The 24381-nt window shown below is 61.4% G+C and carries 23 protein-coding genes, 1 pseudogene and 1 other annotated feature; of the genes and pseudogenes, 5 read left to right on the top strand and 19 right to left on the bottom strand.

Going from position 1 to position 24381, the window contains the following annotated elements; translation table 11 throughout:
* Positions 1–13: 13 nt before the first annotated feature.
* The 15 genes from H8S34_RS06695 to H8S34_RS06625 all read right to left on the bottom strand — a co-directional run bounded on the left by H8S34_RS06695 (position 14) and on the right by H8S34_RS06625 (position 15950).
* Complete coding sequence (locus tag H8S34_RS06695) at positions 14–304, bottom strand: hypothetical protein (RefSeq protein WP_101691859.1); 291 nt, start codon at positions 302–304, stop codon at positions 14–16.
* 75 nt (positions 305–379) lie between these two features.
* Positions 380–1105 carry a GntR family transcriptional regulator gene (locus H8S34_RS06690; protein WP_101691860.1) on the bottom strand — a complete coding sequence of 242 codons (726 nt, stop codon included), beginning with the start codon at positions 1103–1105 and terminating at the stop codon, positions 380–382.
* A gap of 179 nt (positions 1106–1284) precedes the next feature.
* Positions 1285–3339 carry an ASKHA domain-containing protein gene (locus H8S34_RS06685; protein WP_186963390.1) on the bottom strand — a complete coding sequence of 685 codons (2055 nt, stop codon included), beginning with the start codon at positions 3337–3339 and terminating at the stop codon, positions 1285–1287.
* Positions 3333–4289 carry a tRNA dihydrouridine synthase gene (locus H8S34_RS06680; RefSeq protein ID WP_186963389.1) on the bottom strand — a complete coding sequence of 319 codons (957 nt, stop codon included), beginning with the start codon at positions 4287–4289 and terminating at the stop codon, positions 3333–3335. Before H8S34_RS06680 ends, H8S34_RS06685 begins: the two co-directional genes overlap by 7 nt.
* 127 nt (positions 4290–4416) lie before the next feature.
* A complete protein-coding gene (locus tag H8S34_RS06675; protein ID WP_186963387.1) occupies positions 4417–5415 on the bottom strand; it encodes a siderophore ABC transporter substrate-binding protein in 999 nt (332 codons plus the stop codon).
* Positions 5416–5453: 38 nt separating this feature from the next.
* Positions 5454–6206, bottom strand: a complete 753-nt coding sequence (locus tag H8S34_RS06670) for an iron ABC transporter ATP-binding protein (RefSeq protein WP_101691864.1) — start codon at positions 6204–6206, stop codon at positions 5454–5456.
* A 4-nt stretch (positions 6207–6210) separates the two neighbouring features.
* Positions 6211–7188: an iron chelate uptake ABC transporter family permease subunit gene (locus H8S34_RS06665; RefSeq protein ID WP_186963386.1), complete on the bottom strand. Its 978-nt coding sequence runs from the start codon at positions 7186–7188 to the stop codon at positions 6211–6213.
* On the bottom strand, positions 7188–8285 hold the full coding sequence (locus H8S34_RS06660; RefSeq protein ID WP_366485728.1) for an ABC transporter permease: 1098 nt from the start codon (positions 8283–8285) through the stop codon (positions 7188–7190). Before H8S34_RS06660 ends, H8S34_RS06665 begins: the two co-directional genes overlap by 1 nt.
* A gap of 188 nt (positions 8286–8473) precedes the next feature.
* Positions 8474–9514 carry a transglutaminase domain-containing protein gene (locus H8S34_RS06655; protein ID WP_101691866.1) on the bottom strand — a complete coding sequence of 347 codons (1041 nt, stop codon included), beginning with the start codon at positions 9512–9514 and terminating at the stop codon, positions 8474–8476.
* Position 9515: 1 nt separating this feature from the next.
* Positions 9516–10241, bottom strand: a complete 726-nt coding sequence (locus tag H8S34_RS06650) for a phosphatase (RefSeq protein ID WP_101691867.1) — start codon at positions 10239–10241, stop codon at positions 9516–9518.
* A gap of 130 nt (positions 10242–10371) precedes the next feature.
* On the bottom strand, positions 10372–12060 hold the full coding sequence (leuA, locus tag H8S34_RS06645; RefSeq protein ID WP_186963385.1) for a 2-isopropylmalate synthase: 1689 nt from the start codon (positions 12058–12060) through the stop codon (positions 10372–10374).
* Positions 12061–12125: 65 nt separating this feature from the next.
* Positions 12126–12360: a binding site (T-box leader), on the bottom strand.
* A gap of 45 nt (positions 12361–12405) precedes the next feature.
* Positions 12406–12837: a hypothetical protein gene (locus tag H8S34_RS06640; protein WP_101691869.1), complete on the bottom strand. Its 432-nt coding sequence runs from the start codon at positions 12835–12837 to the stop codon at positions 12406–12408.
* A 96-nt stretch (positions 12838–12933) separates the two neighbouring features.
* On the bottom strand, positions 12934–14421 hold the full coding sequence (glpK, locus tag H8S34_RS06635) for a glycerol kinase GlpK (protein ID WP_101691870.1): 1488 nt from the start codon (positions 14419–14421) through the stop codon (positions 12934–12936).
* A 70-nt stretch (positions 14422–14491) separates the two neighbouring features.
* The gene (locus H8S34_RS06630) at positions 14492–14911 is read right to left on the bottom strand and encodes a NusG domain II-containing protein (protein WP_101691871.1); all 420 of its coding nucleotides are present in this window, start codon (positions 14909–14911) and stop codon (positions 14492–14494) included.
* On the bottom strand, positions 14880–15950 hold the full coding sequence (locus H8S34_RS06625; RefSeq protein ID WP_186963384.1) for an FAD:protein FMN transferase: 1071 nt from the start codon (positions 15948–15950) through the stop codon (positions 14880–14882). Before H8S34_RS06625 ends, H8S34_RS06630 begins: the two co-directional genes overlap by 32 nt.
* Before the next feature lie 191 nt (positions 15951–16141).
* Here H8S34_RS06625 and H8S34_RS06620 point away from each other — a divergent pair, with 191 nt between their 5' ends.
* A complete protein-coding gene (locus tag H8S34_RS06620) occupies positions 16142–16912 on the top strand; it encodes a hypothetical protein (protein WP_101691873.1) in 771 nt (256 codons plus the stop codon).
* A 67-nt stretch (positions 16913–16979) separates the two neighbouring features.
* Here the strand turns inward: H8S34_RS06620 and H8S34_RS06615 are convergent, their stop codons facing one another.
* On the bottom strand, positions 16980–18773 hold the full coding sequence (locus tag H8S34_RS06615; protein WP_235964248.1) for a Na/Pi cotransporter family protein: 1794 nt from the start codon (positions 18771–18773) through the stop codon (positions 16980–16982).
* A 252-nt stretch (positions 18774–19025) separates the two neighbouring features.
* On the opposite strand from H8S34_RS06615, the pseudogene H8S34_RS15115 reads away from it, so the two are divergent.
* A pseudogene (locus tag H8S34_RS15115) lies at positions 19026–19370 on the top strand (sigma-70 family RNA polymerase sigma factor); the annotation flags it as partial.
* Positions 19371–19465: 95 nt separating this feature from the next.
* The gene (locus H8S34_RS06605) at positions 19466–19972 is read left to right on the top strand and encodes a helix-turn-helix domain-containing protein (protein WP_186963383.1); all 507 of its coding nucleotides are present in this window, start codon (positions 19466–19468) and stop codon (positions 19970–19972) included.
* Positions 19973–19987: 15 nt separating this feature from the next.
* Here H8S34_RS06605 and H8S34_RS06600 read toward each other — a convergent pair whose 3' ends face one another.
* From H8S34_RS06600 to H8S34_RS06590, 3 genes are all read right to left on the bottom strand, one after another.
* On the bottom strand, positions 19988–20170 hold the full coding sequence (locus H8S34_RS06600; protein WP_087262208.1) for a hypothetical protein: 183 nt from the start codon (positions 20168–20170) through the stop codon (positions 19988–19990).
* 37 nt (positions 20171–20207) lie between these two features.
* Complete coding sequence (locus tag H8S34_RS06595; protein WP_186963382.1) at positions 20208–21128, bottom strand: tyrosine-type recombinase/integrase; 921 nt, start codon at positions 21126–21128, stop codon at positions 20208–20210.
* A gap of 1041 nt (positions 21129–22169) precedes the next feature.
* Entirely contained in the window at positions 22170–22379 is a 210-nt protein-coding gene (locus tag H8S34_RS06590; protein WP_101691877.1) for a helix-turn-helix domain-containing protein, read from the bottom strand.
* A 96-nt stretch (positions 22380–22475) separates the two neighbouring features.
* Here H8S34_RS06590 and H8S34_RS06585 point away from each other — a divergent pair, with 96 nt between their 5' ends.
* Both H8S34_RS06585 and H8S34_RS06580 read left to right on the top strand, forming a co-directional pair.
* A complete protein-coding gene (locus H8S34_RS06585; protein WP_243207939.1) occupies positions 22476–22985 on the top strand; it encodes an SLOG family protein in 510 nt (169 codons plus the stop codon).
* Positions 22986–23082: 97 nt separating this feature from the next.
* Positions 23083–24360 (top strand): ATP-binding protein, encoded by a 1278-nt coding sequence (locus H8S34_RS06580; RefSeq protein WP_186963380.1) that lies wholly within the window; start codon positions 23083–23085, stop codon positions 24358–24360.
* Positions 24361–24381 lie beyond the last annotated feature (21 nt).

Raw genomic sequence — 24381 nt, 5'->3', positions numbered from 1 at the left:
CTTTTTGGGTGAATCAGCTGATCTTGACTTCCTTGGCCTGCTCGGGGAAGAAGGAGTTGTCCAGATCGTACTTGTTGTGGGCGGTGGAGTCCCGCAGGACCCGGCCTTCCAGGGAATAGCAGCGGATGAAGCGCCGGCCGTCCACCGTGCTCCAGTGCTCCACGTCCCAGGTGAGGTAGCCGTCCTCATCGGTCTTTTTCTCGGGGAGATAGAGGTCCACCTGACGGTTGTTGAGCATCAGGTCGATGAGACCCTGGCGGTCTACCTCCAGCTCTTCCTTGTGAATGGTGTCGTACGCTTTCATGGGAAGTTCCTCCTGTCATACCAGTATGAATGACTCCATTCTAGCGCATTTGACGGCGGTTGGCAAGAGGGGGGATCACCGGCCCAGATCCCAGTTCTGCAGGGTGCGCAGACGGTAGTAGTCGGGGTTGAAGTAGTGGGTGTTGTAGACCACCGGCTCATCCCCGATGTCATAGAAGACCTGGTGGCTGCTGTCGATGGGGGTACCCTTGGGGACCTTGAAAATGTCCACCAGCTCGTCGGGCACGCCCATGGGGACATACTCGTTGAGGGCGTGGGCCACATCCCGGCCCATATAATCCCGGATGAGCACGTGGATATAGGCAAAGGACATCTCCTCCACATCGGTGCGGATGAGGAGCTTTTCCGGCATCATGCCCATGGTGTAGACCGCCGGGTGATCGTCGGCCAGATAGACCAGACGGTTGACCAGCACCCGGTCCCCCTCCTCCAGACGGAGCATCTTGCGGGCCTCCTCGTCGGCGGGACGCCACTCCTGAGAGAGCAGCTTGATGGCGGTCTGATAGCCCTCTTTTTTCAGATATTCGGTGAAGTAATAGCTGCGGTTCTCATAGTCCAGCGTACTGGGGTGGACATAGTTGCCCGAGCCGTGCCGCTTGGTGATATAGCCCTCCAGAGCCAGCATCATCAGCGACTCCCGCAGGGTCACAAGACTGATCCCCAGTCGGCTGGCCAGTGCGGCTTCCGAAGGCAGCTTGTTTTTTTCGAAGGTTTCCGTACGGAAAATCTCCATGATCTTGTTTTTTATGGCCATGTAGGCACTGTAATTCGTTCTGGACATGCCGTCTTCCTCTCTCGTACCGGTCCGTCAGGGCGGGATGATACGAATTCTTCATATCACTATATCAAATTGGGATGGCTCCCATTAAGTATCATAACTCATATTTTGGCAAATATCAATATTGAATAAAAATTTTTTATTTTACATTAAAAAACGTTGCACATTTACCAGAGGTAAGCCTAACCTTCCGGGAAAGCCATCTCTTCCATGTAACAGGTGGAGAAGCCGGGGTGCTGGGCCAGCTCCAGATACTCCGTCCCGGAGGCCAGGGAGGCGCACCGGGCATACTCCGCCCAGCTGAGGGCGGCCAGACAGGCCCCCTCTCCCGCGGCGTTGCCCACGGGGCGGATCTTCCCCAGCAGCTGGGGCGGGATGAGGCCGATGCGGCAGGCGCTCTCCGGGCGCATGAAGTTGCCGAAGGCCCCGGCGATGAGTACCGTCTGGATGTCCTCCAGCTCGGCGCCGTAGGCCTGGGCCAGCAGATGGATGCCGGCGGCAATGGCCCCCTTGGCCAGCTGGAGCTCCCGGATGTCCTTCTGGGTGAGGACCACCGGCTCCCCGCCCGGCTCCGGGGCCGGAGCCAGGAGAACAGCGGAGGCCCCGTCCACCTCGGTGAGGCAGGCGGCCAGCCGGGGATCGGAGAGCTCTTCGGGCTCCAGCAGGCAGCCCGACTCGTCCAGGACCCCGCCGTCCAGCAGGGCGGCCACGGCGTCCAGCAGGCCGGAGCCGCAGATGCCCCGGGCCGCGCCCTCTCCGATGACATGACAGACCAGGCGTCCGTCCTCCAGATAGACGTGGTCGATGGCCCCTTCGGCGCCCCGCATGCCGCAGCGGATCTTGGCCCCCTCAAAGGCGGGACCGGCCGCCGTGGAGCAGGTGATCCGCCGTTCCCGGTTGCCCAGTACCAGCTCGCCGTTGGTGCCGATGTCCAGGAGCAGGGTGAGTTCCTCCCGGCGGACAAAGTCCCCGGCGAGGAGGCAGGCGGCGGTGTCCGCCCCCACGAAGCCCGCCAGGTTGGGAAGCATGGCCACCTGTCCGGCGGGGTGGACGGGGAGATTCCACCCGGCGGCCGGGAGGAGTAGGGGCTCCCGCAGGACGGGCAGGTAGGGGGCCAGGCCCAGGGAGGCGGGGGAGAGGCCCAGGGCCAGGTGGTGCATACAGGTGTTTCCGGCCAGGACGGTGAGGACGATCTCCTCCGCCGGGCGGCCGGCCCGGGCGGCCATCTCCGCGGTCATACGGGAGAGGGTCTGGAGCAGGGCCTCCCGCAGGGGAGCGGGGCCCAGCTCCCGGGCCGCGTCGATGCGGGCAATCACGTCGGCGCCGAAGGAGGCCTGGGGATTGCGGTCACTCCCCACCGCCAGCGTCTCCCCGGTCACACCGTCCAGCAGGTAGCCGGCCAGGGTGGTGGTGCCCAGGTCAAAGGCCAGCAGCAGGGGGGCGGGGGGATCGGCGCGCAGCGCCAAAAGGGTCTCCCCGGACAGAAGGGCCCAGACCTGGGCGGTCTCCTCCGCCAGATACCGGGCCAGCTCCCCCAGCACCGCGGGGGAGGGGACAGCGGGGGTGATCCCAAAGGCGGTATGGAGGGCCTGGGAGAAGCCCTCCCACAGGCTGCGGCTGCGGCGGCAGTCCGCAAGGGAGACCGGATACCAGCGGACCAGGGGGTCGGCTGCGATGCGCCGCCCGGCTCCGTCGGTGAGGATGTGCAGCCCTCCGGATTCCTGGGGCAGGCGGACTTCCAGATCCTCGGTGACCGGGGTCTGACAGGCCAGGACCGAGACCCATTCGGTGCCCCGGCGGAGCTCCACACGGCACTTGCCGCAGGTTCCATTTCCGCCGCAGGGGCTGTCCAGCCAGAGACCGGCCGCGCGGCAGGCCTCCATCAGCGTGCTTCCCAGGGGGACGGAGCAGCGCACATCCGCCGGGAAAAAGCGTACCTGTTTTTCTTCCATGGTATGCATACCCTCCAATTCATTCCGATTCGTCTGAATGAGATCCCATTTTTGGCTCCGGCTGAGCCGCTTGAGGGCGGCCTCCCGCCGGAGGGCCTGGGAGCGGCTGGCACAGCGCTCCCGATAGACCAGAAGGACGGGGCGGCGGCCCCGGGTGTATTTGGCGCCCCGGCCCGTATTATGGGCGCGCAGGCGGCGGGGGATGTCGTCGGTCATGCCGGTGTACAGTGTCCCGTCGGCACAGAGAAGGATGTAGACCCACCAGCTCTTTTCCGCGCCTACCATCCCGGCACGGTCTCCGGCCGGAGGGGGAGCTCGGTGAAGATGCGCTCCACAGCGGCCTCAAAATCCCGGGGGTCGGAGGCCTTCCGGAGCTGTTTGCCATAGCGCTCGGCCCCCTCGAAGCGGTGGATCAGATAGAACCAGAGCTCCTTCATGCGCAGCATGGCGTTGCGGCGGCTGTCAAAGGCCTGGGCATAGGCCTCGTAGAGGGCGTCGTGGAAGGCGCGCAGGGTCGCGCGCTCCAGAGGCTTGCCGCCCTGGAGCACCGAGATGAGGGCGGGGTCGGCCATCAGGCCCCGGCCGATCATCACGGCCTCCAGCCCGGGGAAGGAGTTGGTCAGAGCCGAGAGGTCCCCCGGACGGATCAGATCCCCGTTATAGCAGACCGGATTGCGGCTTTGTGCCAGGATGGGGGCCAGATACTCCCCCCGGACGGGGTGGCGGTACATATCCTTCTGCACCCGGAGATGGACGGTGAGCTCGTACACCGGATAGCGGTTGTAGCACTCCAGAATTGGCCAGAACTCCTCAGGGTCCCGGATGCCCAGCCGGGTCTTGATGGAGACCGGGCCCTGCGCCCCGGCAAAGATTTCTGCCAGAAAGGCGTCCAGCTCCTCGGGAAAGGCCAGAAAGCCCGAACCCTTCCCCTTGGCGGTGACGGTGCCCGAGGGACAGCCCAGGTTGAGGTTGACCTCCGGATAGCCCATCTCGAACAGGCGGTTGGCGGCCCAGAGAAAGTCCTCCGCCCGGCGGGTCAGAAGCTGGGGCACCACGGGCAGGCCCTCATTATATTCCGGCAGGATCTCCCGTTTCTCCCGCTTGGTAAAGACATGGTCATGGCTGGGGGAGAGAAAGGGGGTGTAGTACTTGTCCGCGCCGGGAAAATAGCGGTGGTGGATGCGGCGGAAGATCGTGCCCGTCAATCCCTCCAGCGGCGCTACATAATATCGCATGGGGTCCTCCTGTATAAATGGATATTTTTATATTATAACATATACAAGAGTCATTTTTCCAGTTGAAAATGAAACTCCGGCCCGGCGCATTGCGCGGCCGGGCCGGAGCGTATGGGGAAGGGGAAAATTACGCGGCGGTCTGCGCGGGCAGGAGGGACTCCAGGTCCTGAAGCATCCAGTCCAGCGCGGTGATGCCGCCCTCGGCGGTGTACCACACGGCTGGATGGGCCAGGTAGACGATGTGGCCGTCCTGATAGGCCTGGGTGCCCATGACCAGCTCGTTCTCCACAATGTCCTGGGCCAGCTTGGCGCCCTCGGCGGCGATGGCGGCGTCCTTGTCCAGGACGAAGAGATACTCCGGATTCTGCTGGAGCACGAACTCAAAGGAGGCCTCATTGCCGTGGGTGGAGGTGGCGGCGGCCTCGTCTACGCCGACGTTGGTGAAGCCCACCTCCCGGCCGATGAGGGAGCAGCGGCCATCGTCTCCCAGCACGTTGAAGCTGCCGCTGGTGCACATGCCGATGATGGCGGTCTTTCCGGCGGCAAACTCGGACAGAGTCTGGATGCGCGCGTCAAAGCCGGACAGGAGCTCCTCGGCCCGCGCCTCCAGACCGAAGAGAGAGGCGACGGTGGAGGCGTTGCGGCGCACGCTCTCCACCACGCCCAGCTGGGTGTCGGTGGACAGGTAGACCACGGGGGCGATCTCACTCAGAGCCTGGTAGCTGCTGGCCAGACGGCCGCCGATGAAGATGAGGTCGGGCTCACAGGCCATGACCGCCTCCAGATCGGCCTCCTTGATGGTGCCCAGAGGGGCCACGGAGTCGCTGTTGATGTAGGACTGGAGGTATTCCAGGGTGGTGTCGGCGCTGCCCACCACCCGGTCGCCCACGCCCAGGGCGTCCAGAATGTCCAGGGAGGCCATGTCCAGCACGGCCAGGCGCTGGGGATCGTAGGGGACCTCCAGCTCCACGGTCTCCTTGTCGCCGTTCAGGGTCTGGATGGTCACGGTGGAGGGCTCGCCCTCGGGCTGGGCGGAGGGCGTGGAGGTGGGGGCGGCGGCGGTGCCGCAGGCGGTGAGGCCCAGGCCGAGGAGAAGGGTGAGGGCGAGGGTGGGAAGAATCTTCATGGGATATACGCTCCTTTGCAGTGTTTCAATATGGAAATTTAGTAGTAGATGGACAGGGGACGCCCCTCCACCTCCATGATCTCAAATTGGACCCGGTAGATGTCGGAGAGGGTCTCCTTGGTCATGACCTCGGCGACGGTGCCGAACTTGGCGATCCTGCCGTCCTTGAAGGCGCAGATGTAGTCGGAGTAGAAGGCGGCATAGTTGATCTCGTGGAGCACGAGGATCACGGTCTTGCCCAGCTCGTCGCACAGGCGGCGGACGATCTTCATGAGGTTGGTGGCGTGGTAGATGTCCAGGTTGTTGGTGGGCTCATCCAGGAGGATGTACTCGGTGTCCTGGGCGATCACCATGGCGATGTAGGCCCGCTGGCGCTGGCCGCCTGAGAGCTCGTCGATGAAGCGGTCCTGGAACTCCTCCAACTCCATGTAGGCGATGGCCCGGTCCACGATGGCCTGGTCCTCCCCGGTGAGGCGGCTGCCCGAGTAGGGGAAGCGGCCGAAGGAGACCAGCTCCCGCACGGTGAGCTTCATCTGTACGTTGTTGCTCTGGGTCAGGATGGCCAGGTGCTTGGCCAGCTCCTTGTTTTTCCAGCTGGTGATGTCCCGGCCGCCCAGCTCCACCAGGCCGCTGTCCCGGGCGATGAGGCGGGAGAGCATATTGAGCACGGTGGATTTTCCCGCGCCGTTGGGGCCGATGAGGGAGATGACCGCCCCCTTGGGCAGGGAGAAGCTGATGGAATCCACCACGGTCTTCTCCCCGTATCGCTTGGTCAGTTCTTTGATCAACATGGTTTCAGACCCTCCTGTCGGTCAGCAGAAGATAGAGGAAGTACACGCCGCCCCCCACGGTGATGAACACGCTGACGGGGATGGCGTAGGTGTAGACATGCTCCACCAGGAGCTGTCCCCCCACCAGCACCGCCGTGCCCAGAAGGGCGGCACCCAGGATTAGGTGGGCATGGCGGTAGGTCTTGAGAAGCTGGCGGGAGAGGTTGGCGATGATGAGGCCCAGGAAGGAGATGGGGCCCACCAGGGCGGTGGCCACGGCGATGGAGAGGGTCACGCCCAGCAGCAGCCGCCGGACGCACTTGTCGTAGTCCACCCCCAGGTTGATGGCCTGGTCCTTTCCCAGGGTGAGCACATCCAGCAGGGCCAGCTCCCGGCGCAAGACCAGGACCAGCAGGGCCAGCAGGAGCACCGAGAAGGCCAGAATGCTCCCGTTGATGTTGCTGAAGCTGGCCACCAGGGTGGTGAGGAGGCTGTCGTACTCATTGGGGTCCATCACACGGGTGAGGGTGGTCTGGATGCTGGAGAAGAAGGAGCTGAGCACGGTGCCGATGAGCAGGACATAGAGAATGTTGTGGTTGGTCTTCTGGAAGAGCACGCTGTAAATCAGAGTGGCCACCACCCCCATGATGAGCAGGTCTGCGGCAAAGGACAGGTTGGCATTCCGGGCCAGCAGGCTGCCCGAACCGGCAAAAAAGACCACCGCGGTGTGGATGAGGGTATACAGGGCGTTCATGCCCAGCAGGCAGGGGGTGACGATGGTATTCTGGATGATGGACTGAAAGACGATGGAGGCTCCGCCGATGGCAAAGGCGGTGACCACCATGGCCGCCAGCTTGGGGAGGCGGAGCTTCATGGCGTACTGGAAGAGACGGGTGTGCTCCAGGGAGACCTCCACCAGCAGGTAGGCCAGGGCCGCCAGAGCGGCCAGGCCGGCCAGCAGGACCAGCTTGCGCACATTGGCGCGGTAGGCGGCGGTGTGCATCAGCCCTCACCTCCTTCCGGGAGGGGAGAGCAGCATCCGCTGCCGGGATTCCCGCCCAGGCGGATGGCCTTCTGCCCGTGGCGCAGGCGGTAGAAGAGCAGAAGCACAAAGAGGAGGCTGCCCAGGATACCTGAGATCAGCTCAATGGGGAGCTCATAGGGGAAGAGGACCACCCGTCCGATGAGGTCGCAGACCAGCACGAAGAGGGCGCCGAACAGGGCGGTGTCCACCAGGGTGCCCTGGATCTTGTCCCCCTTGAACATGGCCACCACGTTGGGGACGATGAGACCGATGTAGGAGATGGACCCCACGACCACCACCACGCTGGCCGTGATGAGGGCGGACAGGGTCAGCCCCAGAAAGAGCACCAGGCGGTAGGGGACTCCCAGGTTGTGGGACATGTCCCGGCCCATTCCCACGATGTTGAAGTGGTTGGCAAAGAGAAAGGCCAGGGCCACCAGGGGGAGGGTCAGGTAGACCAGCTCATACCTCCCCCGGAGCACCAGGGAGAAGTGCCCCACCAGCCAGGAGGAGAGGGCCTGGGTCAGCTCATACTGGTAGGCCAGATAGCTGGTGACGCCGCCGATGATGTTGCCGAACATGATGCCCACCAGCGGGACCATGACCACGTCCTTGAACTGGACCCGCTGGATGAACCACACGAAGATCCAGGTGCCCAGGGTGGCGGTGCAGAAGGCGAAGAGGGCCCGGCTCCAGAGGGTGGAGTTGGGCAGGAAGAGCAGGGCCAGCAGGATGCCGAACTGGGCGGAAGAGATGGTGGCCCCGGTGGTGGGGGAGACAAACTTGTTCCGGCAGAGATTCTGCATGATGAGTCCCGCCACGCTCATCCCCACGCCGGTGCACAGGATGGCCATGAGCCGGGGAAGGCGGGAGATGAGAAAGAGCTGGAGATGCTCCAGGTCGCCCCGCAGCAGGGCGGCGGCGTCCAGGTCGATGACCCCCACGAAGAGGGACACGACGGAGAGCAGCGCCAGGGCGAGGGCCAGAAAAAGGGTGATGTGCTTTGCTTTGATGGTACATTCCTCCTGAAGGTTAGCAATAGCTAACTGCTGGGCATAAAAAAGCACGGTATCCACCGGACAGAAGGCCGGGTGGGTATCGTGCCATCACGAAGCGGTTAGTAGATGCTAACTAATGGCGTAAAAAAGAATGGGTAGGGAAGAAATTCCTCCTCTGCTCATTTCTGCGCCATTATAGCATAGCCAAATCCCAGATGCAAGTGTTATTTTTTGGAATAGAACGCAGGGGGGGAGGTCCCCCCGCGTTACGCCTCAGAAGGCTCGGATGCGGCAAGGGCCTCCCCCTCGTTGGCCTCCTCGGTGGTACAGGTCTGCTCGGGGGGCTGGTCGGGAAAGGTGATGTGGAGCACGGCCTGGGGCCAGTTGACCCGGACCTGGACATAGCGGCTCCGGGCCCGGGCGGCCTCCTCCAGCGGGGGGAGGAGCTCCTCCAGCACGCCCCGGGTGAGTGCCCCGCCCCGCCAGTGGAAGAGGAGGGGCTGCTTCTTGCGCAGGGCCTGCTCCCCCCGCCGGACCACCTCTTCCACGCGGGTAAAGGAGCGCTTCTGCACCCGGTAGTAGAAGGCGTCCCCGTCGGTGCAGGAGGGCGCGGGGTAGACCAGGGGCTGGTGGTCCCGGAAGATGCGCCGGTCATCCAGATTGAAATAGTCGTAGCGGATGGGCCCCTCCCCGCTCAGGGTGCGGTCAAAGGTGGCGTCCAGGTGGTAATAGCTTCCCCCCAGACGCAGGATGTTCCAGGCGTGGCGGTAGCGGATTCCCTGCTCAGGGGCGGCGTGGGAGACCACCACGATGCACCAGAGCCCCAGGGCGTCGCACAGGGCCTTGACCGACTTGGCCATCCCCTCGCACACCCCCACCCCCTGGCCCAGAGGGCCCAGGATCTCGTGAGAATAGGGCTTTTTCAGCTTGTCATAGCGCACGTTCTGGCAGATGAAGTCGTGGACATAGCGCTCCTTCTCCCCGTCGGTCATGGACTGGGCCGGACGGGCCAGCTTGGTCACCCGGGCGGACAGGGCCCGCTGGTGCTCCCGGATCTTCCCCTTGTCAAAGAGGTACTGGGGAATGAAATCCACACTGGCGGCCTGGGGGTGCACCCGGTAGGAAAAGCCGGTGACATAGAAGAGCTCCGGGCGGTCCAGCCGCAGGCGGAAGAGGACCTCACTGAGCTCCTTCCCCTCCATCCGGGGGACCGGAAAGGAGGGACTCAGGGCGGTGAGCCCCTCCTGGATGGCGTGGTAGACGCTCTGGCCGTACTTGTCCAGCTGGCGGAAATAATAGGCCTCCATCTCAGCGGGCGCGGCGGGCCTTCAGGAAGGCGAGGAAAGCGGCGCTGTCCCGGTTCATGACCAGCTCCTCGGGGAAGTCCAGCTCCTGGAAGAGGGCGTCGGCGTACTGGTGATTGCCCACGTAGGAGACAAAGTGGGCGTCACTCCCCACCACCACGGGGACCCCCTGCTTTTTGCACTCCCGGAGCATCTCGGCGCAGTGGAGCGGGCCGTTGACCCGGAAGCCGCCGGGGGTGAGGGAGCTGTTGTTGACCTCCAGCAGCACCCCCGCGTCGGCGGCGGCGCGGACCAGGGTGGGATAGTCCAGGGGATAGCGGCCGTCGTCAGGATGGCCGATGATGTTCACATAGGGGTTCTTCATGGCCTGCAAGAGGCCGTTGGTATAGCCCTCGGCGGTGCCGCCGGTGGGGATGCACTTGGTGTGCAGGCTGACGATGGCCATATCGGTGCGGCGCAGGAGGGGCTCGTCCAGGTCCACGGTGCCCTCGGTGTCCAGCAGATTGAGCTCCACGCCCATCCGGATCTGCACGCCGAAGAGCTCCCGGTCGATGACCCCCAGATTGGCAAAGTAGTCCCGGCAGGTGGTGCCCTCCATGGCGGGGGCGTGGTCGGTGATGCACAGCAGCTCCAGCCCCCGGTCGGCGGCGGCGCGGGCCATCTCCAGCACGGTGCAGTAGGCATGTCCGCTGGCGATGGTATGAGTATGGCTGTCCAGGAGATATTTCATGGTGATTCGCCTCATTCATGGTTCAGATTTCAATGATTACGATTAACAGAATACCCGAATCCCATACAAAAAGCAAGCCAGGCACCGGGCGAGTGCCCGATGCCTGGCGAATTTCGTCGGAAGAGACAAATCAGTCCCGGTGAAGGGCCGCCCGGTTGATGGCCGAGAGGATGCCCTTGAGGGGAGCCAGGTTGATGTTGTGGCTCATGCCCACGCCGAACCAGTCCGCTCCGTTCTCGTCCCGGAGGTGGATATAGGCCACGGCCTGGGAGTCAGAGCCCTGCTTGATGGCGTGCTCCTTGTAGTCCACGAAGGTGAAGTGGTCCATCTTCTGGCCGTGGATGGCGTTGAAGAAGGCGTCGATGGGGCCGTTGCCCGAGCCCTGGACCTGGAAGGTGGTGTCGGCATGGCGGAGGGTGCCGGCGAAGGTGACGTGGGAGTGGCCCTCCTCGTCGGTGAACTCGGCGAAGGAGTGGCGCACCAGCTCATAGGGCTTGACGGCGTCGATGTAGTTCTCCCGGAAGAGCTCATAGATGCGCTCGGGCTTGAGCTCGGTGCCCACCCGGTCGGTCTCCACCTGGACGATGTGGCCGAACTCCGGGTGCATGGCCTTGGGCAGGTCGAAGCCGAAGGAGTGCTGCATGACGAAGGCCGCGCCGCCCTTGCCCGACTGGGAGTTGATGCGGATGATAGGCTCGTACTCCCGGCCCACGTCGGCCGGGTCGATGGGAAGATAGGGGATCTCCCACTTGCCGCTGCCGCTGTCGCGCATGTACTGGGTGCCCTTGTTGATGGCGTCCTGATGGGAGCCGGAGAAGGCGGTAAAGACCAGCTCGCCGGCGTAGGGCTGCCGCTCGCCCACCTTCATCTTGGTGCAGCGCTCGTACATCTCCTTGATGCGGTTGATGTGGGAGAAGTCCAGCTCCGGGTCCACGCCTTGGGTGTGCATGTTGAGGGCCAGGGTGACGATGTCCACGTTGCCGGTGCGCTCGCCGTTGCCGAAGAGGGTGGCCTCGATGCGCTCGGCCCCGGCCAGCAGGCCCATCTCGGCGGTGGCCACGCCGCAGCCCCGGTCGTTGTGGGGATGGAGGGAGATGATGGCGCAGTCCCGGCTGGGCAGCTTGGAGATAAAGTACTCCAGCTCGTCGGCAAAGTAGTTGGGCATGCAGTTTTCCACCGTGGTGGGGAGATTGAGGATGACCCGCTTCTCCGGGGTGGCATGGAGCTCCTCCAGCACGGCCTGGCAGATCTCCGCCGCGTAGTCCATCTCGGTGCCCATGAAGGACTCAGGGGAGTACTCATACCGCAGGTCCATGCCCTCGGCGATGACGCTCTGGGAGAGCTCGTAGATGAGCTTGGCCGCGTCGGTGGCGATCTTGGTGATGCCGGGCATATCCATGTGGAAGACCACCTTGCGCTGGAGGGTGGAGGTGGAATTATAGAAGTGCAGGATCACGTGCTTGGCGCCCCGGATGGCCTCAAAGGTCCGCTGGATCAGATGGGGCCGGGCCTGGACCAGCACCTGGATGGTCACGTCGTCGGGGATGTGGCCGCCCTCGATGAGCTCCCGGCAGATCTCAAACTCGGTCTCCGAGGCGGAGGGGAAGCCAATCTCGATCTCCTTGATACCGATGTCCAGCAGGGTGTGGAAATACTCCAGCTTTTCCTGGAGATTCATGGGGTCCACCAGGGCCTGATTGCCGTCCCGCAGGTCCACAGAGCACCAGATGGGGGCCTTGGTGATCTGCTTGTCGGGCCAGGAGCGGTGCTCCATCTTGAGGGGGACAAAGGGAATATACTTCTCAAACGACTTGCTCATGATGCATACCTCCGAACTTGAGCGATTGGTCAGAAGACAAAACAAAAAGCCCCTGACCGGTTAAGGTCAGGGGCGTCATTTCATACGCGGTACCACCCTGGTTCCGTCCGCCGTCACCGGCGGACGCTCACGGCCTCCAACAAGGCCACGGCCGCTAACGGGGCCAGCCGTCCCGCCCTACTGAGGTTCAGGCGGACCGCTCGGGGACCAGAATACACAGGCCCTGCACGTACCGGTTCACACCAGCCACCGGCTCTCTGAACGGAGGAAACCTGTCTTTTTTCCCTTCATCGCTTTGCCACATTATAGCGTGGACGTGCCGGTTTGTCAACCCCGGGACGTTCCTCACTCCCGGTCGGTGTTCTCGGAGAGCAGGCGGCGGATGGTCTCCTCCGGATAGGAGAGGAGGCGGCCGTAGTCCCGGGCGATGCGGCTGCGGTTACCGCCGAAATAGGCGCCGGCCTCCACCGTGGCGGCCTTGCGGTCCTTGAGCCGGATGTACTCTTCGATCACATGATCGGCCTTGTAGAAGAGAATATTGTACTTCCCGCGGTTGAGGGAGGCGGGAAAGAGATCGGTGATGAGGGGATCGCACTCGGGATAGAGCTTGGTGCCGTGCCGGCGGCAGCTCTCGTGGGCATAGGCGATGAGGGCCTCCATCTCCTCCCGGGTATCCATGGGGTGGCTCAGGGCCAGGGCCTTGACCTCGGCTGCCACCATCTCGTTGAAGGCGTCCACCACGCCGCACTGATAGGAAAAGGAATCACGTTGTTCCATGATTAGGGCCTCCTGTCTGACATACAAGTCTATTGTACTGCGTTTGACCGGGCCCTGCAAGAGAAAAAGGAAGAAACAGGAACGGGAGCAGGAGAATCAGTGCTCGGCCCAGTCCAGGCTGCGGCCCACTGCCTTGTGCCAGCCCCGGAGGAGCTCCTCCCGGCGGGGTGCGGGGAGGGCGGGGGAGAAGCGGGCGTCCTCCTTCCACAGGGCGCGGATCTCCTCCCGGTCTTTCCACACGCCCACGGCCAGTCCGGCCAGGCAGGCCGCGCCCAGAGCGGTGGTCTCCCGGATGACGGGGCGCAGGACGGGCCGGTCCAGTATGTCGGCCTGGAACTGAAGGAGGAAGGCGTCCCGGCTGGCCCCGCCGTCGGCCCGCAGAGCCGAGAGGGGAAGGCCGGTGTCCTTCTCCATGGCCGCCACCAGGTCGGCCACCTGATAGGCGATGGACTCCTGGGCGGCCCGGATGATGTGCTCCCGCCGGGTGCCCCGGGTGAGGCCCACCAGACAGCCCCGGGCGTACATGTCCCAGTAGGGGGCACCCAGACCGGTGAAGGCGGGGACCAGATAGACGCCCCCGGTGTCGGGGACTTTCTGGGCATAGTACTCGGCATCCCGGCTCTCGGTGAGCAGGCGCAGCTCGTCCCGCAGCCACTGGATGACGGCGCCCCCCACAAAGACCGACCCCTCCAGGGCGTACTGGACCGCGCCGTCCAGGCCCACGGCGATGGTGGTGATGAGGCCGTTGCTGCTCTCACAGGGGGTCTCGCCGGTGTTCATCAGGAGGAAGCAGCCGGTGCCGTAGGTATTTTTCGCCTCACCCGGGGAGAAGCAGCCCTGGCCGAAGAGGGCGGCCTGCTGATCCCCGGCGATCCCGGCGATGGGGACCCTTACCCCCTGGAGGTCGGTATAGCCGTAGATGGCGCTGGAGTCCCGCACCTCCGGAAGGATGGAGCGGGGGATGTCCAGGGCCTGGAGGAGGGTCTCATCCCAGCACAGGCGGCGGATGTCATAGAGCATGGTGCGGGAGGCGTTGGTGTAGTCGGTGACGTGGACGGCGCCGCCGGTGAGCTTCCAGAGCAGCCAGGTGTCCACCGTGCCGAAGAGGAGGCGGCCCTGGTCGGCCAGAGCCCGGGCCCCCTCCACATGGTCCAGCAGCCACTTGATCTTGGTGGCCGAGAAGTAGGCGTCGGGGACCAGTCCGGTGGTCCGCCGGATGTGCTCCCCCAGGCCCTGCTCCAGCAGGGCGTCCACCATGGGGGCGGTGCGGCGGCACTGCCAGACGATGGCGTTGTGGATGGGGCGTCCGGTCTCCTTGTCCCAGAGGATGGTGGTCTCCCGCTGGTTGGTGATGCCGATGGCGGCGATGTCGGCCGGGTCCACGCCGGACTGGGCCAGCACCTCCATCATGACGCTGTACTGGGAGGACCAGATCTCCATGGCGTCGTGCTCCACCCAGCCCTCCCGGGGATAGTGCTGGGTGAACTCCTTCTGGGCGGTGCCCACGATGCGCTGCTCCCGGTCGAAGAGGATGGCGCGGGAGCTGGTAGTGCCCTGATCCAGGGCCAGCAGATAGGTCGGCATAAGATTCCCTCCTGAGTGCATATGGTTGTGCGTGGGGCGGCGGGGAAAAATGGCGTGTTGATGGAACTTTTTACCCAACGATCACGTCAAAGTCTTTTGACTGCGTATCTTGTTCTCCTACCAGGGAGATAATGAGCTTGTTGGGAAGACAGATGATCTGCTCTCCGGCCTCGTCGATCCAGCCGGTGTGGACACAGTCCTGGCTGGGACAGTCGCTGTGGGAGATACGGACCCGGCGGCCGTCCAGTTCCAGCGTAAGGGGCCAGGGGGCGTTCACGTCCACATAGACGGGGGCGTCGGCCTCCTCCAGAGGATAGGAGCCGATCAGGGTGCCGTCCAGCCGGACCTCCACCGTCAGCTCCCCGGCCGGGGCGGGACGGAGCAGCCAGAGCAGCGCCAGCGCAGCGCACAGGACCAGCAGGACCACCAGAGCGTCCCCCGGAGCGGGGCGGAGGCGGTCAGCGGCGGACGATCTCGCAGGTGTAGCCATGGGAGTCCTCCTCATTGTACAGGAACTGGTCCTCCAGTCCCTGGGTGATCAGGATGCGTCCGTCCTCCAGGCAGAGCACACACTCAAAGGAGTTGTCCGCCCGCCAGAGTTCCAGCGCCTGCTCCGGCCCGGCCACGAACAGAGCGGTGGAGAGGGCGTCGGCCCGGGCGCCGTTGTCGGAGACCACCGTGACCGAGAGGATGCCGGTCTGGGCGGGATAGCCGGTCCGGGGGTCCAGAATGTGGTGGTAGGTGACGCCGTTCTCCTCAAAGTGCTGCTCATAGGCCCCCGAGGTGGACAGGGCCTGGTCGGACAGGGAGAGAAGCAGGATCTGCTGCTCCTCGTCCTGGGGGTCCTTGAGGGCCACCCGCCAGGGCTGGCCCGAGGGATTGTTCCCCACCAGGGTGATGGTGCTGGAGCCCAGATTCAGCAGGGCGGAGGAGACGTCGTACTCCCCCAGCAGCTCCACCAGCCGGTCGGCGGTATACCCCTTGGCGATGCCGCCCAGATCCACCTCCATGCCGGAGCGGTCCAGCCGGGCGGTGTTCCCGGCGGTATCCACGTGGAGAGCGGCGCTGTCCACCAGGGGCAGGAGGGCCTCCAGCTCCCCTTCCGAGGGGAGGCGGTACTGCCCGGCGTCCCCGGTGCCGAAGCCCCAGGCGTCGATCACCGGAGCCACGGTCACGTCAAAGGCGCCGGCGGTGGCCGACGTCTCCTCCAGCGCCAGGGAGAGCAGCTCCGTGGTCTCGGGAGAGAGGGGGACGTCGGTTCCGTCCCCGGCGTGGGCGTTGAGGCGGGCGATGTCGCTCTCGGACTGACTGCGGGAGAAGAGCCGGTCCAGCCGGTTGACCTCTTCCACCGCGGCAGAGAGGGCGTCCTCGGCCTCCTCGCCGGTGATCTGGAGGGTCATCAGGGTGTTCATGGCAAAAAATTGCCGCTGGGCCGGCTCTGCGGCGGAGGTCTCTCCGCCGGGGAGGGCGCAGGAGGAGAGCAGAAGCGCGGAGAGCAGGAAAAAGGTGGGGATGGCACGACTTGACATAAAAAATAAACTCCTATGGGATAGATTCTGGAAAACAGAAGAAGAGAACCGGCTCTATTTTAGCACAGAAAAACAGGATGGGTAAAGAGCGCACTTGGGAATCCGGGGGTTTTTCTTGTTGCAAAAGGGGCTGTAATCTGCTAAAATATACGAATGCGAGACGAATGCTGCATAGCACAGGAGATGAATACATGGATAAGAGAGAACGAGCGGAGCGGGCCAAGCAGGAGGAAGCGGCCATGAACCGGGTCCTCATCTGGATCGGCGGTTCGGTCGTGCTGGAGGCTCTGCTTTTGCTCCTCAATCGCTATTATGTCAATTATCAGGTAAAAGATATCGAGATCGCCATGGCGCTGCGGAACGTGTTCAGCGTGCTGGCGGTGGTCCTTCCGGTGTGTTTCCTGGGCTGTCTGGCCTGGTGGGTGACTTCCTGGAAGAAGGGGTCCCGTCGGGTGATGCCCCAGGTGCTGACCACCATAGCCGGAGTTCTGGCGGCCTGCGCCCTGATCGTGCATTTTTACGACAAGACCGGCGTCAAGGCCCTGTACGTGGGTGTGCCCTGTCTGGCGGTACTGGCCCTGATCTACTACCTCTATCAGCGGGAATTTTTCGCCATGTCCCTGATGAGCGGTGCCGGGCTGCTGGGCCTGTGGCTGCTCAACCGCCGTCTGGCCCATCCGATGGAGGTCTACGGGTATCTGGCGGTGGAGATCCTCTTCCTGGTAGCCGTGGCGGTCACGTCTCATCTGCTTCAGGAGCGTAACGGCGTGTTCCAGCGGGGCGACAAGCGCATGGTGCTCCTGCCCAAGGACGCCAACTACACCATGCTTTACGCCACCTGCCTGGTGGTGGCCCTCATCCAGGTGATCGGCCTGGTGATGGGGCCGATGATGCTCCTGTACGGGGTGCTCATCGTGTGGCTCCTGGCCATGGCGGTCTACTACACCGTAAAGCTGATGTAAAATCGAATATGTATGAAAAGAGCCGGGATCGATTGCGATCCCGGCTCTTTTTGGCCTGTAGGGAAACTCAGCGGGAGGTGAGGGGCGCGGCCTCCAGGGGCGCGTAGTATTTCTGGCGGTACTCCTGGAACATGGCGTCAAACTCCTGGTCCTCACCGTGGTGCAGGGCGTGCATATAGGCGTGGGAGTCGGTCCGGATGAGCGCGTCGGCGGGGGAGGTCTCCCGGACGATGTAGAGGGCGATGTTGGAGCAGTGGTCGGAGATGCGCTCCAGGCTGATGAGCAGCTCCAGGAACTGGCTGCCCAGCTCCACGGTGCACTCGCCGTTTTTCAGGCGCTCGATGTGGCGGCTGCGCAGCTCGTCCCGCAGGAGGTCCACCACCTCCTCGATGGGCTCCACCTCCATGGCCAGATCGTGGGAGCGCTTGGTGTAGCACTCCAGCGCGCGGACGATAGTCTCCTCCACCGCGGAGGTCATGAGGCGCAGCTCCTGCTTGGCCGAGGGCGAAAAGACGATCCCCCGGTCGTGGAGGAGGACGGCACAGTCGGAGAGATTGACCGCATAGTCGCCGATGCGCTCAAAATCGGACAGGGTGTGGAGCAGCTCCGAGACCTTGGCGCTGTCCTCCGGAGAGAGGGAGGAGCGGTCGCTCAGGCGGACCAGGTAGTTGTCCAGCAGGCCCTCCAGCTTGTCCAGAGCGGCCTCGGTCTCCTGGAGGCGCTCCAGCTTTTTGGAGTCAAAATGGTTGAGGAGCTCCACCGACAAGCGGTAGTTTTCCAGGGCGAAATGGCCCATCTGCACCACGGTGTCGTGGGACTTTTCCAGGGCCAGGGAGGGGGTGGAGAGGAAGCGCTCATCCAGCACGGAGACCTCCTTCTGGTCGGTATCGCCGGGGATGAGCCGCTCCACCAGGGTGACCAGCAGGCCGTTGAAGGGCAGGAGGAGGAGGGTACAGCCCACATTGAAGGCCAGGTGGAGGTTGGCGATGCTGCCCCGGTCCATCTGGGCGGTCCAGAAGGAGAAGTGGAACAGGGCGTTGCAGCCGTACAGCAGGATGAGGAAGAAGAGGGTGCCGATCACATTGAAGAGCAGGTGGATGCAGGCGGTGCGCTTGGCATTTTTGCTGGCGCCGATGCCGGAGAGCAGGGCGGTGACGCAGGTGCCGATGTTCTGTCCCATGATGAGGGGGATGGCGATGTGAAAGGTCACCACACCGGTGGAGGTCATGGCCTGCAAAATGCCCATGGAGGCGGAGGAGCTCTGGATCAGGGCGGTGACCAGCGCGCCCACCAGGACGCCCAGGAAGGGGTTGGAGAAGGCCACGAAGAGCTCCTGGAATTCCGGCAGGTCCTGAAGGGGAGCCACCGCGCCCTCCAGGGTTTTCATTCCAATAAAGAGGAGGCCCAGCCCCAGAATGATCTGCCCGATGATCTTTTTCCGTCCGCCCCGGAGGAACATGTAGAAGAGAATGCCGATCACCGCCAGGATGGGACCCAGGGTGGCCGGCTTCAGCAGGAGCAGGAGGGGCTGATCAGAGGAGAGATCACCCAGACGGAGCAGCTGGGCGGTGACCGTGGTACCGATATTCGCGCCCATGATGATGCCCACGGTCTGCCGGAGCTTCATGATGCCGGCGTTGACGAAGCCCACGCACATGACGGTGGTGGCGGCCGAGCTCTGGATGAGTCCGGTGACCAGCGCGCCCAGAAGAACGCCCTTCCAGACGTTGCTGGTCAGGCGCTCCAGAATGGACTCCAAACGTCCGCTGGACAGCTTTTCCAGACCGTCGGTCATCGTGGACATTCCGAACAGGAATGTGGCAATGGCGCCCAGCATGGTAATGATGTCTGTGATCCCCATTTGCGGTGGCCCCCTCAATTCTCCAAATCAAAACAAAATTCAGCGTGTCTTTTTTTATTATATACGTCTTTTTGTACAGCGTAAATGCCCGGAGGGGGGTGGGAAGAAAAAATTTCTGTTTCGAATAAAAGGGAAAGAGATATTTTGTCAAAATTAGTTCTTGCATATCAGGGCGATACATAGGGACTTGCACCGGGGGAATAGGATGGGATGGAGCCCATACGCATTGTGACGGAAAGGGAGGAATGAAGCATGATCCCGGCATGGATTGCCCTGATACTCAACGGGCTGTTTCTCACGCTTCGGCTTTCGGGAGGAGAGGGAGGGTCCTTTCCCAGACCCCTGAAGGCGGAGGAGGAGCAGGAATGTCTGGAGCGGATGGCGGCGGGAGATCTGGAGGCCCGCAACCGGCTGATCGAGCACAACCTGCGCCTGGTGGCCCACATCGTGAAAAAGTACTATACCCCCAATGGAGATCAGGACGACCTGATCTCCATTGGAACGATCGGACTCATCAAAGGCATCACCACCTTCAAGCCGGACAAGAAGGTGCGCCTTGCCACCTATGCAAGCCGATGCATTGAAAATGCTATACTATCGCAGCGGACCTTTTGCCCCATCATGTGGCGGATCGCACCGACTTAAGGGATAAATGGAGGGTGTTTTGCCAACCTACGGAACACATGGTAGTCATGACACGCTATGCTCTCGATGTGGTCAGTTACGCGCCCTTGTATATTCATAGTTTCCGGCTTGTCCAGCCCCACACGCTGGTGGAGGCGGAGAAGTTCAATCTTATCTACACAGATCCAGCTCAAATCGACAAGATTGCGGACAAGCTGCGGTGGTACCGATACCAGCATGGTCTGCTGCAAAGAGATGTGGCAGACTACGCCGGTCTGGATCGCAGTACATATTCCGGCTATGAGAATACCCTGCGGGACTACTACCCCATCGAGAAGATGCAGAAGATTGCAGAGCTGTTCGCTGTGCCGGTCACGGATTTGCTGGACGAGTTTAAATTGTTCCTCTACAATGGTCAGGGACGACAGATTAAAGAAATGCGCCGGCGGCGTCAGATGACCCAGGTGGAATATGCCAGGCGACTGGGTGTCCCTTTTGGTACGCTGCAAGGGTGGGAGCAGGATCGGGTACAGATCTGCAAGCAGACATGGCGCAGACTGAAAATCAGAGGATAACACAAAGGGATGGGGTTATGCCCCATCCCTTTGCTGATGTATTCGTTTGATGGCCTCAATCAACTCCGCTTTCTGCTCCACGGGGCAGGGCATGGCTTTGATTTGTTCCATGACCGTCTGCGCATGGACGGCGGCAACTTTCTTGGAAAGTTCTTCCTGCTTTTCCGGAGTTGTCGGATAATGCATGATAACGCCCAACGCACATACCCTCCTCCTTGGTAAGGCAGTATATGCGTCAATGCTTGTCCTTCATGTTCTTTGTGGACAGTGAAGCCAGGTAAACATTGGTCACATCCGTCCGCTCATGGCCCAGCAGCCGGGACACCGTGAAGTGGGCGTCCAGAGCTCCCATGCCTTTGTCCATCAGTTCCTTATATTTCTCCGCCGCAAAGGTGTGGCGAAGCCCGTGAAAGGTCAGGGGAGGGTCGGATTTTACTTGAATGCTGTTTCGATGCGCCGCGATGAACAGCTGCAGGCGGTGGATGGCCTGGTCGGTGGGCATATCATCCGGCACCAGCAACTTGTGGCCCCGCTGGGTGCGTGCCAGTTGACGCCGCAGGGCAATGGCGATCTGCTCGTTGATGGGGACGGTGCGGATCTTGCCGCCCTTGCCCTTGACGGTGACGGCATTCTCCCGAAGGGCCTGCTTTGCCGCGGCGGTGTCGATGCGGAAACACTCGTGGATGCGGAGCCCAGCGTAACGGGCCAGATAGAGAGCCAGAATGTAATCCCAGCGCTCCGCAGCCAGGGCCCTGCCCAGCATGTGGTTGAACTCCTCTGTACTCCAGGTGCGGTCAACACCGCCAAAGCGTCGGCGCTCCAGTTCGACTCCCAGTTCGCTATTGGTGGGCAGCGCATATTTGGGATTGCTCACTTTGTCATGGAAAAAGCGAATGGCGGCCAAATCCGTTTTTATGGTGGAAGCCGACTTCCCATGCTCCTGCAAATACAGAACATAGCCAACCAGGTGCTTGCCGCTGATATTGCTCAGTTTCTGAAGGTGGTACTCGTCAGCCAGGTAGCCGCAGAACCGCTTGCACGCTTCGTAGTAGCGATCCTTGGTGCGGAAACTGCCTTGACGATTGTGGCGGGCCAACTTGTTCAGTTGACTCACCAGAACCAGGTAGAGGCCCTTGTTTTGGATGGATCGTGTCATATTGTAAAGTGCTCCTTTTCTTTCATAGATAGTTCAGATGGGCGCAGTTCGCCCCTTGGCAGAGCCGTCTGTTTCCGCCGGATCTCCAGGAAAATCTTCCTGGAGCCTGGGGGCAATCGCTTCGGAACCCATTGCAGCAGAGGCGTTTCCAGGAAGCGAGCCATGAACGGCGAATCTCTGTCTCTTTTTCAATTGGAACCAGGTCAGTACGAGCGCAGTATGGGGATAGACCCTGCCATCGGCGGGCATTGCTCCGATGACGACTGCCGACACAACCGCTGAAACTCGGCTGCAAGCTGCGGTAAAGAACCACAGCCTGCGTGTGTCTGTTGATCCCTTCGGCTGGGATCAGGGGAATTGCGTCCTCTTTGCTGCCGAACCGGCACTGTGCCGGAACAAAGAGGGGTGAGCCTGCTACACAGGCTCCGAGGTGCAGCACCCCAAGTCACTCCGCACACCTCAACGCGGAGAAGGGGGACGGCCATGTTTTAGAATAAGTTCTTCTGGCACCATACCGCAGACTGGCAGGGTCTGGTGTAACTCCCATCGGGAGTGCGGGGCTATGAACGCACAAAAAGAGGGTGCGAAAAGTTCCTTCTGTGCCTGATCTACACAGGCAGCAAACTTTTCGCACCCTCAAACAAGTGCTCGTATTCTTTCTCATGGCCATCCGAAGAAGAAGTCAACATCTTCGGCGCAACACCACATCATCAAAGGAAAAGACAGCCGATGAACATGGTTCCCTTGTTGTCCACTGAAACGGAGACAACAGCCGCAGGGCATTGCCCTGGCGGAAAACGGCTGAAACGTACAAACATAACAGCGTGCGCAATGCGAGATGCCCCACTCGCTCACAGGTGAATCCTGCCCCGGAGTTCCACCGAGTACGCGCAAAGAATCAATCGTAATTTTTATATACCACAAGATATTGTGCTTGTCAATATGATTAAACCATATATATAATTTTAACTGAAAAATTTTCTCTACTTCTTTCGACAGAAAATCAAAAGCCGCCTCCACAGCATATGTGTGGAAGCGGCTTTATGCCGGATCATCCGGGACATATTTGGCAATGTCTCCGATCTCGCAGGACAATACGGCACACAACTTGTTCAAAGTCTTGGTCTCCATATTATCGTTGGCCCGGAGACGGCGGATAGTTTTGCTGTCAATGCCGCATTTTTCTCTCAACTGATAGGTGGAGACGCCTTTTTCCTTCATCAACACCCATAAATTATCAAATACGATCATCTGCATCCCCCCATCATTGATACCATACAGTATGGGGGTTATAATCCGCCTTATTAAGGGGATATAATCCCCATGCAAAATGCGGGAGATGATTTTTTGAAGAAAGCAAGAAAAGCCTGTGCGTTCACCGGTCACCGCCCGAAAAAACTCCCCTGGGGCTATAATGAGACAGATGTGCGGTGCGTCGCACTGAAAGCAGCGTTGGAGCGGCAGATTCGTTCACTGGTTCAAGAGGGGGTGACGGATTTCCTCTCCGGAATGGCCGAAGGAATTGACTTGCTGGCGGCAGAGATTGTCTTAAATCTGCGGGCCGAATACCCCTGTATCAAACTGCACTGCATTCTTCCCTATAAGGGGCAGGAAACGGAGTGGTCCGCTGCGTCCCAGGCCCGGTATCACGCCATTCTGGCGCAGGCGGATTCCATTATTTATGTCAGCCGGATCTTCCGAAAAAATTGTATGCTGGAGCGCAATCACTTTCTGGCCGCTCACTCTGATGTTCTGCTGGCCGTCTATAACGGCGAGTATCGGGGCGGCACAGCGGCGACCATACACTACGCACAGAAATTGGGACACAGCGTGATTATCCTTGACCCAACAAAATAAATTGAGCACACTCAAAATTAAAAATCTGACTGAATGGAGTTGTAAGATTTAACTGAATAGAGTATAATGATTTCACTGAATCATTGAGGTGACTGCCATGGACAAACAAATCTATAAGCCCCGCATTATCGATCATCAGGTGGAAGAATACCTATCCGCCTTCGGTGCCATCTGCGTGGAGGGGCCGAAATGGTGCGGCAAGACCTGGACTTCCTCTTATCACAGCAAGAGTGAGATCTATATTGGTGACCCTGCCGGCAACTTTCAGAACCGTCAGTTGGCGGAGTTGTCTCCTGCTCTGGTGCTGGAGGGAGAGACGCCCCGGCTGATTGACGAGTGGCAGGAAGTACCACCTCTTTGGGACGCGGTGCGCTATAAAGTAGATCAGACAGCGCAAAAGGGGCAGTTCATCCTCACTGGCTCCGCCACCCCTAACCACAAGGGGATTCTCCACAGCGGCGCGGGACGGATCGCCCGACTGCGGATGCGTCCCATGTCCTTGTGGGAATCTGGGGACTCCAGCGGCAAGGTGTCTCTGAAGCAGCTGTGCCAGGGGAAAGTGACCCCCGCCATGACCGGCGAGGTGGATCTGAAAAAGTTGATCGAACTGATTATTCGGGGCGGTTGGCCGGGAAGTCTGGGCCTGACTTTGGAGCAGGCGGCGCTGCTTCCGGCCCAATACCTGGATGCTGTCATCGACGATGATGTGTACCGGATGGACGGTGTGAAGCGGGATACCCAGAAAATGCGCCTGCTGCTGCGCTCCCTGGCCCGGAATGAGAGTACTACCGTTACCAATAAAACTCTGATGAAGGACATCAAGGCGGTGGATGACGAGGATATTGACGGCAACACGGTGGCAGCCTACCTGGACATCTTCAAGCGGCTGTTTATTACGGACAATCAGCCGCCCTTTTCGTCCAGTATTCGTTCCTCTGTACGGGTGAAGCAGGCAGAGAAACGGCACTTTGCTGATCCATCCTTGGCCTGCGCCCTGCTGAAGGCCACACCTGCCAGCCTGCTGGGGGATCTGGAGACACTGGGCTTTCTCTTTGAAGCTTTGTGTGAACGGGATCTGCGGATCTACGCCGAGGCCTTCGGGGCGCAGCTCTACCACTACCAGGACTATAAGAACCAAGAGATTGATGCAGTGGTCGAGTTGCCGGATGGCCAGTGGTGTGCTTTCGAGATTAAACTGGGAGCCAATCAGATTGACGCCGCGGCGGTAAACCTGCTGGAGATTAAAAAGCAGATCGAAGCCGATCCCAAAGGCAAGCCACCCGCAGTCCTGTGCGTCCTGTGCGGCATGGCCAACGCGGCCTATCAGCGGCCGGACGGGGTGTTTGTGGTGCCTGTGACGGCGCTCAAGAATTGAGGATTACGGCTTTGCTAAAAA

This window comes from Pseudoflavonifractor hominis, from assembly GCF_014288125.1.
GTDB classification, from domain to species: Bacteria; Bacillota; Clostridia; order Oscillospirales; family Oscillospiraceae; genus Pseudoflavonifractor_A; species Pseudoflavonifractor_A gallinarum.
Note: the sequence above shows the minus strand (reverse complement) of the source record. Positions and strands in the feature narration are given on the sequence as shown.

Excerpts from the sequence above, each read along its gene's own strand:
- H8S34_RS06695 (WP_101691859.1), bottom strand. The coding sequence starts at position 304 with ATGAAAGCGTACGACACCATTCACAAGGAAGAGCTGGAGGTAGACCGC.
- H8S34_RS06690 (WP_101691860.1), bottom strand. The coding sequence starts at position 1,105 with ATGTCCAGAACGAATTACAGTGCCTACATGGCCATAAAAAACAAGATC.
- H8S34_RS06685 (WP_186963390.1), bottom strand. The coding sequence starts at position 3,339 with ATGGTAGGCGCGGAAAAGAGCTGGTGGGTCTACATCCTTCTCTGTGCC.
- H8S34_RS06680 (WP_186963389.1), bottom strand. The coding sequence starts at position 4,289 with ATGCGATATTATGTAGCGCCGCTGGAGGGATTGACGGGCACGATCTTC.
- H8S34_RS06675 (WP_186963387.1), bottom strand. The coding sequence starts at position 5,415 with ATGAAGATTCTTCCCACCCTCGCCCTCACCCTTCTCCTCGGCCTGGGC.
- H8S34_RS06670 (WP_101691864.1), bottom strand. The coding sequence starts at position 6,206 with ATGTTGATCAAAGAACTGACCAAGCGATACGGGGAGAAGACCGTGGTG.
- H8S34_RS06665 (WP_186963386.1), bottom strand. The coding sequence starts at position 7,188 with ATGCACACCGCCGCCTACCGCGCCAATGTGCGCAAGCTGGTCCTGCTG.
- H8S34_RS06655 (WP_101691866.1), bottom strand. The coding sequence starts at position 9,514 with ATGGAGGCCTATTATTTCCGCCAGCTGGACAAGTACGGCCAGAGCGTC.
- H8S34_RS06650 (WP_101691867.1), bottom strand. The coding sequence starts at position 10,241 with ATGAAATATCTCCTGGACAGCCATACTCATACCATCGCCAGCGGACAT.
- leuA (WP_186963385.1), bottom strand. The coding sequence starts at position 12,060 with ATGAGCAAGTCGTTTGAGAAGTATATTCCCTTTGTCCCCCTCAAGATG.
- H8S34_RS06640 (WP_101691869.1), bottom strand. The coding sequence starts at position 12,837 with ATGGAACAACGTGATTCCTTTTCCTATCAGTGCGGCGTGGTGGACGCC.
- glpK (WP_101691870.1), bottom strand. The coding sequence starts at position 14,421 with ATGCCGACCTATCTGCTGGCCCTGGATCAGGGCACTACCAGCTCCCGC.
- H8S34_RS06630 (WP_101691871.1), bottom strand. The coding sequence starts at position 14,911 with ATGGCTACACCTGCGAGATCGTCCGCCGCTGACCGCCTCCGCCCCGCT.
- H8S34_RS06625 (WP_186963384.1), bottom strand. The coding sequence starts at position 15,950 with ATGTCAAGTCGTGCCATCCCCACCTTTTTCCTGCTCTCCGCGCTTCTG.
- H8S34_RS06620 (WP_101691873.1), top strand. The coding sequence starts at position 16,142 with ATGGATAAGAGAGAACGAGCGGAGCGGGCCAAGCAGGAGGAAGCGGCC.
- H8S34_RS06615 (WP_235964248.1), bottom strand. The coding sequence starts at position 18,773 with ATGGGGATCACAGACATCATTACCATGCTGGGCGCCATTGCCACATTC.
- H8S34_RS06605 (WP_186963383.1), top strand. The coding sequence starts at position 19,466 with ATGACACGCTATGCTCTCGATGTGGTCAGTTACGCGCCCTTGTATATT.
- H8S34_RS06595 (WP_186963382.1), bottom strand. The coding sequence starts at position 21,128 with ATGACACGATCCATCCAAAACAAGGGCCTCTACCTGGTTCTGGTGAGT.
- H8S34_RS06590 (WP_101691877.1), bottom strand. The coding sequence starts at position 22,379 with ATGATCGTATTTGATAATTTATGGGTGTTGATGAAGGAAAAAGGCGTC.
- H8S34_RS06580 (WP_186963380.1), top strand. The coding sequence starts at position 23,083 with ATGGACAAACAAATCTATAAGCCCCGCATTATCGATCATCAGGTGGAA.